Annotated in this window: 11 protein-coding genes and 1 pseudogene; 7 read left to right on the top strand and 5 right to left on the bottom strand. The window is 69.6% G+C overall.

Annotated features, from left to right (window positions below):
- Both ACK4JY_RS13780 and ACK4JY_RS13775 read left to right on the top strand, forming a co-directional pair.
- Positions 1-501, top strand: a pseudogene (locus ACK4JY_RS13780) (hypothetical protein); the annotation flags it as partial.
- A 189-nt stretch (positions 502-690) separates the two neighbouring features.
- Positions 691-2,754 (top strand): terminase large subunit domain-containing protein, encoded by a 2,064-nt coding sequence (locus ACK4JY_RS13775; protein WP_409606644.1) that lies wholly within the window; start codon positions 691-693, stop codon positions 2,752-2,754.
- Positions 2,755-2,767: 13 nt separating this feature from the next.
- Here the strand turns inward: ACK4JY_RS13775 and ACK4JY_RS13770 are convergent, their stop codons facing one another.
- The 4 genes from ACK4JY_RS13770 to ACK4JY_RS13755 are packed head-to-tail and all read right to left on the bottom strand — an operon-like array spanning position 2,768 to position 6,704.
- Complete coding sequence (locus ACK4JY_RS13770; protein ID WP_409606642.1) at positions 2,768-4,189, bottom strand: glycosyltransferase; 1,422 nt, start codon at positions 4,187-4,189, stop codon at positions 2,768-2,770.
- Positions 4,186-5,250 carry a HEAT repeat domain-containing protein gene (locus ACK4JY_RS13765; RefSeq protein ID WP_409606640.1) on the bottom strand — a complete coding sequence of 355 codons (1,065 nt, stop codon included), beginning with the start codon at positions 5,248-5,250 and terminating at the stop codon, positions 4,186-4,188. Before ACK4JY_RS13765 ends, ACK4JY_RS13770 begins: the two co-directional genes overlap by 4 nt.
- A 1-nt stretch (position 5,251) precedes the next feature.
- Positions 5,252-6,322, bottom strand: coding sequence for a YaiO family outer membrane beta-barrel protein (locus ACK4JY_RS13760; protein ID WP_409606638.1), 1,071 nt, complete (start codon positions 6,320-6,322; stop codon positions 5,252-5,254).
- Entirely contained in the window at positions 6,294-6,704 is a 411-nt protein-coding gene (locus ACK4JY_RS13755; RefSeq protein WP_409606636.1) for a response regulator transcription factor, read from the bottom strand. The genes ACK4JY_RS13760 and ACK4JY_RS13755 overlap by 29 nt, the downstream gene beginning before the upstream one ends.
- A 522-nt stretch (positions 6,705-7,226) precedes the next feature.
- Here ACK4JY_RS13755 and ACK4JY_RS13750 point away from each other — a divergent pair.
- Together ACK4JY_RS13750 and ACK4JY_RS13745 are read left to right on the top strand one after the other, a co-directional pair.
- Positions 7,227-7,643: a hypothetical protein gene (locus ACK4JY_RS13750; RefSeq protein ID WP_409606634.1), complete on the top strand. Its 417-nt coding sequence runs from the start codon at positions 7,227-7,229 to the stop codon at positions 7,641-7,643.
- Positions 7,644-8,247: 604 nt separating this feature from the next.
- Positions 8,248-8,823 (top strand): hypothetical protein, encoded by a 576-nt coding sequence (locus ACK4JY_RS13745; protein ID WP_409606632.1) that lies wholly within the window; start codon positions 8,248-8,250, stop codon positions 8,821-8,823.
- A 67-nt stretch (positions 8,824-8,890) separates the two neighbouring features.
- Here ACK4JY_RS13745 and ACK4JY_RS13740 read toward each other — a convergent pair whose 3' ends face one another.
- Entirely contained in the window at positions 8,891-10,873 is a 1,983-nt protein-coding gene (locus ACK4JY_RS13740; RefSeq protein ID WP_409606630.1) for an acetyl-CoA carboxylase biotin carboxylase subunit, read from the bottom strand.
- A 196-nt stretch (positions 10,874-11,069) separates the two neighbouring features.
- Here ACK4JY_RS13740 and ACK4JY_RS13735 point away from each other — a divergent pair, with 196 nt between their 5' ends.
- The 3 genes from ACK4JY_RS13735 (at position 11,070) to ACK4JY_RS13725 (ending at position 13,749) form a co-directional block, all read left to right on the top strand.
- Positions 11,070-12,560 (top strand): hypothetical protein, encoded by a 1,491-nt coding sequence (locus ACK4JY_RS13735; RefSeq protein ID WP_409606628.1) that lies wholly within the window; start codon positions 11,070-11,072, stop codon positions 12,558-12,560.
- A gap of 87 nt (positions 12,561-12,647) precedes the next feature.
- On the top strand, positions 12,648-13,133 hold the full coding sequence (gene msrB / locus ACK4JY_RS13730; protein ID WP_409606626.1) for a peptide-methionine (R)-S-oxide reductase MsrB: 486 nt from the start codon (positions 12,648-12,650) through the stop codon (positions 13,131-13,133).
- Between the two features lie 49 nt (positions 13,134-13,182).
- Positions 13,183-13,749, top strand: a complete 567-nt coding sequence (locus ACK4JY_RS13725) for a hypothetical protein (RefSeq protein ID WP_409606624.1) — start codon at positions 13,183-13,185, stop codon at positions 13,747-13,749.

The following is a 13,749-nucleotide window of genomic DNA, read 5'->3' as shown; positions in this document are numbered from 1 at the left end:
GTCGAACCCCAGCCCGCGGCCGTCGCCGCCCCGACCCCCGTCATGGCGCCGGTCTTCGCCACCGTCAGCGAGGCGCGGCTGGCCGGCGCCGCCACGGCCGGTTCCGGCGCCGGACAGGGCGCGGGATCGGGGCAGGGGACCGGATCGGGGCAGGGCGCCGGCTCCGGACCGGGCGGCGACGGCGCGGGCTGCGACATGATCGGCCGGCTGCAACAGGCCCTGCGCGCCGACCCCGAGGTCCGCGCCGCCGTGGGTCAGGCCCATCGCACCGCCGGCGGCCGCGCCCTGCTGGTCTGGGACGGCGACTGGGTGCGGACGCCCGGCCAGGCCGGCAAGGGCCTCGCCGGCCTGCGTCAGGCCATCGCCCTGGAGGTCGCCTTCGCCCCCGAAGCCTGCCGACGCCAGCCGATGCGCGGTCTGGTGCTGATCGCCTTCGCCGACGGCGGGCGGGTGGTGTTCGGGACCAGCGGCTGGCGCTGGTCGCAGTTGCTGGGGCGGTAGGGCGCGCGCCCTTGTCATCCCGAGCGGCCCGCGGGCGGTTGGGAGGGTGCGCACAGGCCGCCGATCCCCGCTGACAATCCGCGCCCTGCCTCCATAATAATTCCGCCCAGGCCGTTGATTTTCTTCAACCGGGCTCCCGGCCCAGCGTCCACAACCCGCCACAGGAAGAAGCCGGCGGATAATGCCGGCATGAGCAAGGACGCACACAGAACAGATCAGACGGGCGGCGCGTCGAAGGCCCCATGGCCCGATGACAAGCCGTACAAGCAGAGCCCCTCGGGGATGACTCCCCGACGATGGCGCGAACTGCTGGTCCGGTATGTGGCGGGCGAGCCGATCCGGGCGCTGGCGGCCGAATACCGGGTCTCGGTCAGCACCATCTACAAACAGGCCAAAAAGGCCGGGATGCGCAAACGGGACGTCGGCGTTCCGACGCTGCCCAAGGGGCCGCCGCCGCTGATCGTCGAGGTGACGGAAGACGGGCGGGTGCGGCTGGCCTGCGGACGCGAGGGCTTTGTGCTCGACGCGGTGAATCCGGAACGATCGGTCGCGACCCTTCTGGCCCAGGCCGACGACCGGGCCCGGCTGGACGATTACCTGGAAGTGACGCGCCGGCTGCGGATGGTGGAAATGGTTCGCCGGGTGCTGATGGGGTGGCGCGGGGGCCGTCCGCGGGCGGGAGCGGAAGGGGGTGATGAAGCGGAGGGCGACGCCCCCGCCGGTCCGCCGGTGATCCTGCGTGACGCCCAGAGCCCGCCCGGGGCCCTTCCCGACGGCGGCCCGTGGTCGACCTGGCTGTTTCTCGGCGGGCGCGGGGCCGGCAAGACCCTCGCGGGGGCCAGCTGGCTGGCCGATCAGGCGGAACTCCTCGGCGCCGGCGGCCGCCTGGCCCTGATCGGCCCGACCCTGCACGATGTGCGCGAGGTGATGATCGAGGGCGTCAGCGGCATCCGCTCGCTGCCGCGCTGGACCCGGGCGACGCGGCCGAAATTCCAGAGCTCGCGCCGTCGCCTGATCTTCGCCAACGGCTGTCAGGCCTATGCGTTTTCGGCCGAGGACCCCGACAGCCTGCGCGGGCCGCAGTTCAGCGCGGCTTGGGCGGATGAGTTCTGCGCCTGGCGCGGGTCGGGGCCGAGGGGGGCGGCTGAGACGCTGGCGCTGTTGCGGATGGGACTGCGGTTGCCGCTTCGCCCCTCCACCGCTTCGCGGTCCCCCTCCCCACTGCGTGGGGAGGAGACGGGAACGCCCGGCGTCTCCTCCCCGTCGCGCAGCGATGGGGAGGGGGACCCCGAAGGGGTGGAGGGGGCGCCGACCCACCCCCGCCTCGTCGTCACCACCACCCCGCGCCCGACCCGCGCCCTCGTCCGCCTGCGCGACGAGGCGACCTGCGCCCTGACCCATGCCCCGACGGCGGACAACGCCGACCACCTGTCCTGCGGCTTCCTCGACGGCCTGCACGCCCTGTACGGCGGCACGCGGCGGGCGGCGCAGGAGCTGGAGGGCAAGATCGTCGAGCTGGACGGGGCCCTGTTCACGGCGGCGATGATGGCGCGGGCGAGGGCGCCGCTTCCTTCTCCCTCCCCCGACGGGGGAGGGCAGGCCGCGCAGCGGCCGGGTGGGGAGGGCCCGGCGAGACAGGCTCCGGCGGGTCGCTCGCCGGGCCGCCCCCACCCGGTCGCCTCCGGCGACCACCCTCCCCGGGACGGGGAGGGAGACGGTCCATCACCGCCCCCCTACGACCGCACCATCGTCGCCATCGACCCCACCGCCACCGCGCGCGGCGACGCCTGCGGCCTGATCGCGGCGGCCCGCTACCGCCGCGCCGACGGGGTGCGCTGCGCCGTCATCCTCGCCGACCGGTCGATCGCCGGGCTCGGCCCCGACGCCTGGGCCCGCCGCGCCGTCGCCCTCGCCGCCGAATTCGGGGCCACGGCCCTGGTCGCCGAGGTCAACCAGGGCGGCGACATGGTCAAGGCGGTGCTGAAGACCGCCGGCTGCACGCTGAAGATCCGGGAGGTCCACGCCTCGCGCGGCAAATACGTCCGCGCCGAGCCCGTCGCCGCCCTCTACGAACAGGGGCGCATCCACCACGCGGGGACGTTCGACGCGCTGGAGGAGGAGCTGATGGCGTTCGGCGGCGAGATGGAGGCGGCCGGCTCGCTGGACCGCGCGGACGCGCTGGTGTGGGCGGTGACCGACCTGCTGGTCGACGCGCCGGACGGGGAGCGGGGGCCGAGGGTGCGGCAGTTGTGAGGGCGGCGTCGCCCTAGCGGCTGGCGAAGCCCTTGCGGGTCATGGCTCCCCAGGACTGGCTGCGTCGCAGGTACTGCCAGATCCCGCGCATCCGCCACAGGTTGTTGAGCTGGCGGTAGCCGAAGTTTTCCAGAACGGCGATGGCGGTCAGCAGGACCAGGTCGCTGGCGCGGGGGAAGCGGCGCAGCTCGGACTCCTCGAGGGCCAGGGCCCCGACCGAAATGACCACGCCGAAGGTGAAGCTGACGGCGAGGAAGGCGAGCAGATATTCGATCGACAGCACGCCCATCGCCCACAGCACCGGAATGAGAATGAAGCCCAGCAGCTCGACGACGGGACCGACGACGTCGACCAGCAGGATGTAGCCGAAGCCGATGAAGCCGACCCGGCCGTAGCGCGGCATGAACAGCATGCGCCAGTGCCGCTCGAAGGTCTCCAGCGCGCCCCGGTGCCAGCGGGATCTTTGACGGCCGAGGACGGCGAGGCTTTCCGGCGCCTCGGTCCAGCAGACCGGCTCGGGGACGAAGGCGACGCGACAGGGCAGGCCCTTGTCGCGCATCAGCCGGTGCAGTTTGACGACCAGCTCCATGTCCTCGCCGACGGTGTCGCGGGTGTAGCCGCCGACCTCGATGACGCGGGCCCGGCGAAACAGGCCGAAGGCGCCGGAGATGATGGTCAGGGCGTTGATCCGGCTCCATGCCAGCCGGGCCATGAGGAAGGCGCGCAGGTATTCGACGGTCTGGAACAGGGCGAGCAGGTTGCGCGGGGCCCGGACCTCGATGACGCGCCCGTCCTCGATGCGGCAGCCGTTGGCGATGCGGATCGTGCCGCCGACGGCGACGGTCCGGTCCGGCTCCTCGATGAACGGCTGGACGGCGCGGAGCAGGGCGTCGGGCTCGAGCAGGGAGTCGGCGTCCATCGAGCAGAAGATCGGCGCCCGCGACACATTGATGCCGGCGTTGAGGGCGTCGGCCTTGCCGCCGTTCTCCTTGTCGACGACGATCAGACGGGGCTGGTGGGCAGCGCCATAGACGCCGCGGATCGGCTTGTGGTCGATGGCCAGGTCGTAGTGGCGGTGCAACGGCCGCAGCTCGAAGACGTCGATCAGGACCTGCAGGGTCTCGTCGGTCGAGCCGTCGTTGACGACGATGACCTCGAAATTCGGATAGTGCAGCGACAGCAGGGATCGCACGCTCTGGGAGATGGTCAGGGCCTCGTTGAACGCCGGAGCCAGCAGGGCGATCGGCGGCGAGGCGTCGGCGTAGCGGCGCCAGAGCAGGCCGGGCTCCGGCGCCGGGGGGCGCTCGATCAGGGCCGCCGCCGCCAGCCCCAGCTGGACGAGGTAGACCAGGTTCTGCAGCAGGCCGACAACAATGACGAACAGGGCCATCAGCGCGGCAAGGCCGGCAAGCACGGCGGGGACGCCGTCGATCATGGCGCGGGCTCCATGGTCAGGCCGTTCTCCGCCAGGGCCATGGACGCCGCCCGCCGCATGACGTCGATGTCGTCCCCGGCGGCCGCGCGAAGTCGGGCGAGGCCCGCGGGGCCCATGCGGGTCATGGCCTCGGCGGCCTGGAACCGCACCCACCATTCGGAATCCGTCAGACGCTGGACCAGGCCTGGCAGCGCCTCCGTCAGCCCGATGCGTCCGGCCGCCTCGCAGGCGGCCGAGCGGACCTCCCATTCGCGATCGTCCAGCGCCTGGACGATGGCGGCGGCGGCGGCGGGGTGGGCCAGCACCCCGAGGCCCCGGACGGCGGCGATCCGCAGCGCGCGATCGGCATCGGACGCGGCCTCGCACAGCGGCATGACCGCGCGATAGTCGCCGCACTCGCCCAGCGCCCCGGCGATCAGGGTGCGGGCGGTCAGGCTGATCGCCGGGTCGGCGAACAGCGCGAGCGCCTGTTCCGGATCGAGCCGGGTCATGCGCAGCACCACCGGCAGGTAGAGCAGGGAGTCGCTGACGCCGCGGATGCGCAGGTCCGAGATCAGATCACGCAGGGTGGGAGGCGCATCGAGAGCGATCAGCGACCGGACCGCCGCGATGCGGACTTCGGGGTCGCGATCCTCGCGCATCAGCCGTTGCAGGACATCGACGGTTTCGGGGCCGGGGAAGGCGGCTATGGCCTCCGCCGCGAGGGTGCGGCCCTGTTTGCCGCCGCGGGTCAGGCGGTGCCGGATCCGGTCATCGATATTCAGCGACCGGAAGGCGGCGACAAGCGCCGCCTTTTCTCCGCCGCGCACGATGGCGAGGAATTCCAGCAAGGTTTCCGACATCAGCCGGGCCTGCCGCCGGAAAGGCCTCAACCGGGCGGTCGCGTCGCCGGAGCCCTGGACGATGTCGAGCATGGCCGACCGCACCTGACGCTGATCGAGTTCGCGGCGACTGTCCGCGCGGGCGCGGCGGCGTCGGGCCAGAATCAGGCCGGTCATCCAGATCAGCGCCACCGCCCCCATGACGAGGGAGGCCCACCAGAGGCCGACGAGGCTGGTCACGTCAGAAGCGCCAGCCGAGAGCGAGCGAAAGCTCGTCACGCCCGTAGGCGCCGCGGTCTTCGTCGACGACGCCGAGGCGCAGGGTCACGCGGTCGGTCAGGTCCCAGGCCGCGCCCAGATTCGTCGCCACGACCTCGGTGACGACGCCCTCCGTGGCCTCGGGCGCGTCGGCGCGGCCGGCGCTCAGGCGGAAGCGGTCCGTGACCCGCCAGGTCGCCTGGACGGCATAGCCGGCGCGGTGCTCGTCGCGCTCGTCCCGCACATTGATCCAGCGGACCCCGAGTTCAAGGCGGTCGGCCAGCAGGGCCGCGGTCAGGCTGGCGGTCAGGCTTTCGACCGAACCGCTCGGGTACCGCGCCGCCGATCCATCGAGCGTCGCCCGCAGGCCGGGGCCGACGGGCAGGCTTCCGCCCGCCAGAACGACGACCTCCGGCCGATAGTCGGCGTCGGGCGTTCCGCCCACCGCGACGTAGATATCGCCCTGGCCCCGCCGCCGGTCGAGGCGGGCCTCGGCGTAGACGTCGGTGCGCCCGAACCGCTCGGTCCGCTCGACGGCGCCGCCGACGGCCCATCCGCCGGTCAGGGTGCGCGACACGCCGATGCGGCTTTCGGTCCAGTCGGGCAGGCCGCCGGACAGGCGACTTCGCGCGGCGCCGATGTCGATGCGCCACGGGATGTCGGCCAGCGCCCGGTTCAGACCCGCGACGTCCTCGCGTTCGGGGGACAGGGCGGCCGCCCGTTCGGCGTGGCGGCGCGCCGCGGCGCGGTCGCCGCGGCGCTCGGCGGCGCGGGCGAGGCCGACCTCGGCGTCGACGTAGCCCGGGGCCTGATCCAGAACGGTGCGGAAGGCGGCCTCCGCCTCCGCCACCCGGTCGAGGGCCAGCAGGGCGAGGCCGAGGTTCAGCCGCGCGTCGACGTCGGCCGGGCGCAGGACGAGAACCCGCTCCAGTCGTTCCACCGCCCGGGCGGGGCGACCGGCGAGGCGGTCGGCGACCGCCGCTTCATACAGGGCCTGGGGGTCCGTCTGGACCTGGGCGGCGACCTCAACCGGAACCGCGAGCACTGGCAGCATGATCCTCTCCGCCGGATTCCTGGGACAGGACGCGCCGGATACGCTCCGACAACTCGTCGGGAATGAAGGGTTTGACGAGGTAGTCGGCGGCGCCGAGTTGCAGCGCGCCGACGATGTCCGCCTCGCGCTTGAGCGCGGTCAGCATGATGACGGGGGTCGGGTCGGGGGTCGGGCCGGATTTCAACCGACGCAGGAGTTCGAAGCCGTCCATGACCGGCATCATCGCGTCGAGGACGATCAGCTCGGGCCGGTATTCATCGACGGCGGGCAGGACCAGTCCGCCGTGCTCCACCGCGAACACCTCGTTGCCGTCGGCGGCTAGCCGGTACTGGAGCAGCGCCCTGAGAAGCGGGTCGTCATCGGCGATAAGAATGCGCGCCACTCGGGCCGGTCTCCTGCAGTTGGCGCCCCCCGGCAGCGCATGATCGCCGAATCCGGTAAATCAAATCCTATTCGTAGCCCGTTTCGGTCGAGGCTCCCAATGCGGACTGGCCGAACGCCGCGGGAACATCGGATGGCCGGCCCGGGCGGGGACCGCCCTGAAGACCCCCGCCGCGCCCGGCCGGGTCCCGACCGGTGCCCATCCCGTCGCGACGCCAGGACCTGGCGGCGCCCACGTCTCCCTGGGGCCGCGCCGAGCCCGTCGCCGCCCTCCCCCGAACAGGGCCGCAGCCGCCACGCGGGGCCGTTCGACGCGCTGGAGGACGAGCTGATGGCGTTCGGGGGCGAGATGGGCCGGCGGGGTCGCTGGGCTGGTGTGGGCGGTGACCGATCTGCTGGTGGACACGCCAGAGGGGGAGCGGAGGCCGAGGGTCAGGTGGGTGTGAGGAGGGGCGGTTGCATCAAGCTGGTGGTTACGAACCAACTGCATGATAGAGGTAGAATCAGTTGCGATCGGTGGATCGTGGCCAGCCCGCGCGAGGATGGAATGTCAGATAACGAAACGGAAAGCGACGCTGAGAGGCTCTATGAAGTCCTCGACGACACGATTCCCATCGTCCAGTCTCCAAATTTGGTGGTGCACATCGCGGACAGCTATGCCGTACTCGTACACGGTGGAAATATCGAACTGGTGGTTTTAACTATTCTCCCGAATGCGCACGAACAGTTGATCAAACGCAGGATGGAAAACGGCGAGAGCACTGGAATGCTCCTAAATGGCATCAGCACCAAAATGGAGTATCGCGATACCGCCCATGTACGCATGTCGCCAGAGATTGCTTTTCAGACTGCGGGCACTATTTTGGCTAACATCATCGACCAAGGGCTGATGGACAGAGCTGAGGTGACGAGCCGCTTGGCGGAGATCTTTGAGCAATGACAATGGATTGCTGGATAGAACGTACGACCCCGTCAGTGACAACGCGCTCGCCTGCGCAAAGGGTAAGCTCTCGCGGTATTCTCTCCTTTGGGTCGGCCGCCAAAGGGAAGGTGGCGAGAAGCGCCGGATATTCGCGGTCTAAGGGCGTTGTTTACAAGCGAATTACTTTTGATCGAGCATTCTTGCCAGACTCAAAAACGACAAGGATCGTCCCGCTTGGATTGTCGTCTTGGGCAGCCGACCGGACGCCGGATTGGGTTCCATATCTTTCGTCCCCGAGCGTAAGTGAATCAGAACTGACTAAACTGATCCAGAGCGTCAGCGCCTTGTTAGAAAATGGTGAAGAGGCTCACCTAACTGCTCACGTAGGGCCATTGCTTGTCCGAAGCTTAAACCTTGCGGCTGCGGTAACCCTATTGCGCACCTCGTTTAACGCGCGCGGCCGGCTTCCATTTTGGGCCCCACTACGTGACCGAGCGGCTCAAATTATAGAGGAGCAGGGACGGGATGCTCGCAAGGTCCTGCGTGGCTTGTATGCATGATCGTTCGGTCAGCTGCACTCTTCGATCCCGCTGTTCAACTTAAGAGACCGTCCGTGGCTATAATGGCGAATGGTCGCCACGCCGGGCTACTGTTTCGAGTGGACGGAGGGGGCGTCAAGCTACTGCACCTTTCAGGTCATTACAGGCTTCGCATTGAGGACGCATTTCCGGAAGACCTGTTCTGGGCAGAGATCGCGGAAATAGAACCTGAGAATCTGGCGTCGTTGACCGCATATATCAATGCAGTGGCAACGAACATGCCCAAGACCCCTTACGGGTTGAGTGACGTGGGTATTGAGTTTGAAAGAGCTACCGGGCATCTAGTTATTACTAGAAATGCAAGCGGTCTGACCTGCGCTACTTTCATATTGGCGATTCTTCGCGCGCAGCAGATGGAACCACTTGATCGCAATGGTTGGCCGATTGGCCGCGCCGAGGATATCGCCTTCCAACAATCAGTCGTCGAAGCCCTACGCCATGCGTCCTACGACGTGCGTGCTGATGAGATCGAGAAAGACGTAGGTTTGGCGCGATTCCGACCATCGGAAGTAGTGGGCGCAAGCGCAGTGGCCGGCTGGTCTCACAACGCGTCAAGTGCGCGGGTTCTGGCTGCGCAAGTTCTCGCCGACATGGAGTAGGTCGGTCAATCACTCCATCCCGCCGGGCTAGCCGAACGCCGGCGTTCGGCGGTTGCCCAGTTGGCCCCTACCCGAACTCCACCAGCACATCGTCCGCCGCCACCGGATCGCCGGCCTTGGCGCTGACCGCCTTGACCACGCCGTCGCGCTCGGCCTTGAGGATGTTCTGCATCTTCATGGCCTCGATGATGGCGACGGTCTCGCCGGTCTTGACCTCCTGGCCGACGACGACCGGGATGGCGACGACGAGGCCGGGCATGGGCGAGGTGATCAGCTTGCTGGTGTCGGCGGCGACCTTTTCCGGCAGGCGGGCGTAGAGCTCGGCCGTGTGCGGGGTCAGGACGCGGACGCGGGCGCGGGCGGCGCGATGGCGGATGGAGAAGCCGTCGGCGACGCGGGCGACCTCGGCGGTGAAGGGCTCGCCGTCCAGCCCGGCGCGGAACTGGGCCAGGCCGGGGCGCCAGTCGATGTCGGTCAGCCGGGCGTGGCCGCCGCCGGTGAAGGCCAGCAGCAGGGCCTCGTCGGCGTCATAGGACAGGTCGACGCCGTGCGGGGTCTTGTCGATCAGCACGACCCAGTCGGTGCGGTCGGACGGGTCGCCGGACTGTTCGGCGGCGATCTCGTTCATGGCCACGGCGGCGGCGATCAGGATGTGGGTCTGGCGGGCGTCGGGCCTGAGGCCGTGGAAGCCGTCGGGGAATTCGTCCTTGATGTAGCTGGTCGAGATATTGCCGCCGCGGAAGCGCGGCTGGTCCATGACGGCCGACAGGAAGGGGATGTTGTGGCCGACGCCGGCGATGTGGGTGTCCTCCAGCGCGCGGGCCATTCCGGTCAGGGCGGCGTCGCGGGTCTCGCCCCAGGCGCACAGCTTGGCGATCATGGGATCGTAGAACATGGAGATCTCGTCGCCCTCGCGGACGCCGGAGTCGTTGCGCACGATGTAACCGTCGTCGTGCAGGCCTTCCTGCGGTTGCTCGTAGCGGACGAGGCGGCCGATGGAGGGCAGGAAGCCGCGGTAGGGGTCCTCGGCGTAGATGCGGCTCTCGATGGCCCAGCCGTTGATGGCGAGGTCGTCCTGCGCAAACGCCAGTTTCTCGCCCCAGGCCGATCGGATCATCTGCTCGACCAGATCGACCCCGGTGATCAGCTCCGTCACCGGATGCTCGACCTGGAGCCGGGTGTTCATCTCGAGGAAGAAGAAGGATTTGTCCTGACCGGCGACGAATTCGACGGTGCCGGCGCTGTCGTAGTTGACGGCCCGGGCGAGGGCGACGGCCTGGGCGCCCATGGCGGCGCGGGTCTCGGGGTCGAGCAGGGGGGAGGGGGCTTCCTCGATGACCTTCTGGTTGCGGCGCTGGATCGAGCATTCGCGCTCGAACAGGTGGACGACATGGCCGTGCTTGTCGCCCAGCACCTGGATCTCGATGTGGCGCGGGTCGATGATGAATTTCTCGAGGAAGACGCGGTCGTCGCCGAAGGCGTTCAGCGCCTCGGCCTTCACGGCGGCGAAGCCCTCGGCCATGTCGGCGTCGGAATGGGCGACGCGGATGCCCTTGCCGCCGCCGCCGGCCGAGGCCTTGATCATGATCGGATAGCCGATCTCATTGGCGATCCTGACCGCCTCTTCCGTCGTCTCGATCAGGCCCATGTGGCCGGGGACGGTGGAGACGCCGGCCTCGGCGGCCAGTTTCTTGGAGCTGATCTTGTCGCCCATGGCCTCGATGGCCTCGGGGTTGGGGCCGATGAAGGCGATTCCCTCGTCGCGCAGGCGGCGGGCGAAGCCGGCGTTCTCGCTGAGGAAGCCGAAGCCGGGGTGGACGGCTTCCGCGCCCGTTTGCCGCACCGCGTCCACGATCCGGTCGGCCAGCAGATAGGACTGGGCGGCGGGGGCGGGGCCGATCAGCACCGTCTCGTCAGCCATCTCGACGGCGAGGGAGCCGGCGTCGGCCTCGGAATAGACCTGCACGGTTTTGATGCCCATGCGGCGGCAGGTCTTGATGATGCGGACGGCGATTTCGCCGCGGTTGGCGACCAGGATCTTTGAAAACATGCTGCGGTCTTTGGCGTCTTTGAAGCTGAAGCGAACGTGATCGCGGCGTGAGGGAAGCGCCCCGATTAGGCCCCGATCCGGCGGGAGTAAACCAAGGGGGGCGTTCGTCCGAACCCGGTACGGGGTTGGCAAGCCCCGCCGGTATGGGCTTTAACGCTGCCCGTTCCCTGTTCTCACGGCCCCGGAGCCCGACTCAATGTCCCGTATCCTACCCGTCGCCGCGACCGCGGCCCTGATGCTCTCGCTCAGCGCCGGCTCGGTCTTCGCCCAGGATTTCCGGACCCTGGCGCGCCAGGACCTGCAGGCGGCGCACGACGCGATCGCCGCCAACCACCCGGCCCCGGTCGTCCCCGGCGCGGCCAGCGACACCTTCCGCGCCTGGATCGACGCCGGCCTGCAGGACGCCCTGTCCAAGACCGGCCAGTCGACCAGCGGCTCCAGCCACGCCTATCTGCTGCGCTACTACGCCGCCGGCTTCCGCGATTCGAACATCGTCATCCGCCCCAGCTACGAGACCGCGGCCGACCGCTTCTCGGCGATCAGCTGGGCCGGCCTGGCCACCGGCTGGCGCAACGGCGAATACGTCGTGACCTATGCGCAGCGGGGCGTGCGCGGCCTGCCGCCGGTCGGCGCGGTGGTCACCGAATGCAACCTGACGCCGATCGAGGACTACGCCACCGCCAAGCTGGACCTGTGGGAGGGCGACCTGACCACCGAGGCGGGCCGGATCACCTCGGCCCCCTATCTGCTGTGGAACCGCAACAACCCCTACACCGGCGGCACGCCGTCGACCTGCAAATTCAAGGTCGGCCGCCGCGAGCGCGACTATGAGCTGAAGCCGGTTCCGGTCGACGCGGCCAGTCTCGAGGCCGCCTATCGCGCCACCGTCTATGCGCCCAGCGCCGTGCCGCTGGCGGTCGAGACCGTCAACGGCCGGCCGTGGATCCACGTCCATTCGTTCGCCGACGACGCCGGCTGGGACGCCTTCAACGCCCAGCTGCAAGGCCAGCTGGCCGCCATCCAGGGGCCGCAAGGCTTCGTGCTGGACCTGCGCGGCGGCGGCGGCTCGTCGAACCTGGGCTCGACGGCGCGCGGCTATGGCGTGCTGAACCGTCTGTGGAGCTCGGAATTCACCCAGAGCCGCCAGCCGACCGGCGGCGACTTCACCTATCGCGCCACGCCGGAAAACCGCCAGTGGTACGCCGATGTGATCGAGCGGATGAAGCAGAACGCCCGCTTCGCCGAGGAGGCGCCCGAGGTCATCGTCCAGACCGAGGCCGTGCTGGCCGCCTTCGACGCCGCCCTCGCCGCGGGTCAGCCCAGCTTCACCCAGCCGCAGGCCGCGACCACGGCCGACGCCACCGCCGCCAACCCGGTGCAAGGCCCGGTCGTGGTGCTGGTCGACGCCGGCTGCTCGGGCGGCTGCCTCGACACCCTCGACCTGGTCAGCCGCCTGCCCAACGTGCGCATCGCCGGTTCGACCACGGCCGCGGACTCGATCTTCATCGAGCAGACCGTGCAGCGTCTGCCGTCGACCTATGCCGACCTGGCCTATGGTCACAAGGCCTGGACCTCGCGTCAGCGCGGCAACAACCAGCCGTTCGTTCCGGCCCAGGGCCTGGTCTACACCGGCGATCCGGTCGACGAGACCGCTGTCCGCGCCTGGGTGGGGACGCTGTTTCAGTAGCGCTACCGCGCTTCGCGCTGCTTCAGCGGGTTGAATACAGGGCCGGACGGGGTGGAACCCCCGTCCGGCCCTTCCTATGTCGGGGGCATGACCGATATCGCCCCCGCCCTCCGTTCCCCCTCCGGTTTCGATCTGACCCCGCCCGACGCGGCGGAGCGGGCGCGGCTGGAGGCCGATCTGTCGCCCGAGGAGAAGCGCGTCCTGCTGGCCCACGGCACCGAGGCGCCGTTCTGCGGCACGCTGCTGGGCGAGAAACGCCCCGGCGTGTTCTGCTGCCGCGAATGCGGCCTGCCGCTGTTCCGCACCGGAACCAAGTTCGAAAGCGGCACCGGCTGGCCCAGCTTCACCGAGCCGGTCGATCCGACCCATGTGACGGCGATCACCGACCGGTCGTACGGCATGACCCGGACCGAGACCCGCTGCGCACGCTGCGACAGCCATCAGGGCCATGTCTTTCCGGACGGCCCCGGACCCACCGGGCTGCGCTACTGCATAAACTCCGTCGCCCTGTCCTTCGTACCCGAGGGCGAAGCCCTGCCCGATCCGTTGCAGCGCGGAGATGGAGCCGCCTGACCATGGCCGCATTTGGCGCTAGGGTGACGATATTGCAGGAGCCGAGCCCATGCTGATCACCGCCGTGCTGATGTCCGCGGTCCTGACCGGGCCGACGGCGTGGGATCCCGCCGGACCCCAGGATGGCGTCGTCGCCACCGCCCCCGCCACGGCGGTGGCGCTGGACGCGACCGAGGGGCCGGCCCCGCTGCCGGCTCCGACCCCGACCGCGGTCGACGGCCTGACCAGCGACGAACAGATCGCCCGGTGGCTGACCGCGCGGTCGGTCGACCCGACTCCGCTCGACGGTTCGCCGGTATGGCGGGACGACCGCCAACCCCATGGCCAGGTCAGCGTCGGCGTCGGCACCGGCGGCTACCGCGACTATGGCGTCGCCATGTCCCTGCCGATCGGAGAGAGCGGTCGCCTCGACCTCAGCTACCGTCAGGTCGAGAACGGCTATCCCTATGGATACGGCCACGACGCCTATGGCTACGGCGGCTATGACGCGGGCGGGCTGACCTATCCCCGGTCCCGGATGGGCGCCGGTTACGGCTACGGCGTCGGGTCCGCCGCCGACGACGGACGGTCGCGCCGGTGGCCGGAAATCGGCCCGCAAACCTCGGATCAGCCATAA

The sequence above is a fragment of the Brevundimonas sp. genome, assembly GCF_046295595.1.
In the GTDB taxonomy this organism is placed as follows: domain Bacteria; phylum Pseudomonadota; class Alphaproteobacteria; order Caulobacterales; family Caulobacteraceae; genus Brevundimonas.
This window is presented reverse-complemented; position numbering and strand designations above follow the sequence as displayed.

What these genes read in the sequence shown, in the direction of transcription:
- ACK4JY_RS13775 (WP_409606644.1), top strand. Translation starts at nt 691, where the DNA reads ATGAGCAAGGACGCACACAGAACAGATCAGACGGGCGGCGCGTCGAAG.
- ACK4JY_RS13770 (WP_409606642.1), bottom strand. Translation starts at nt 4,189, where the DNA reads ATGATCGACGGCGTCCCCGCCGTGCTTGCCGGCCTTGCCGCGCTGATG.
- ACK4JY_RS13760 (WP_409606638.1), bottom strand. Translation starts at nt 6,322, where the DNA reads ATGCTGCCAGTGCTCGCGGTTCCGGTTGAGGTCGCCGCCCAGGTCCAG.
- ACK4JY_RS13745 (WP_409606632.1), top strand. Translation starts at nt 8,248, where the DNA reads ATGGCGAATGGTCGCCACGCCGGGCTACTGTTTCGAGTGGACGGAGGG.
- ACK4JY_RS13740 (WP_409606630.1), bottom strand. Translation starts at nt 10,873, where the DNA reads ATGTTTTCAAAGATCCTGGTCGCCAACCGCGGCGAAATCGCCGTCCGC.
- ACK4JY_RS13735 (WP_409606628.1), top strand. Translation starts at nt 11,070, where the DNA reads ATGTCCCGTATCCTACCCGTCGCCGCGACCGCGGCCCTGATGCTCTCG.
- msrB (WP_409606626.1), top strand. Translation starts at nt 12,648, where the DNA reads ATGACCGATATCGCCCCCGCCCTCCGTTCCCCCTCCGGTTTCGATCTG.
- ACK4JY_RS13725 (WP_409606624.1), top strand. Translation starts at nt 13,183, where the DNA reads ATGCTGATCACCGCCGTGCTGATGTCCGCGGTCCTGACCGGGCCGACG.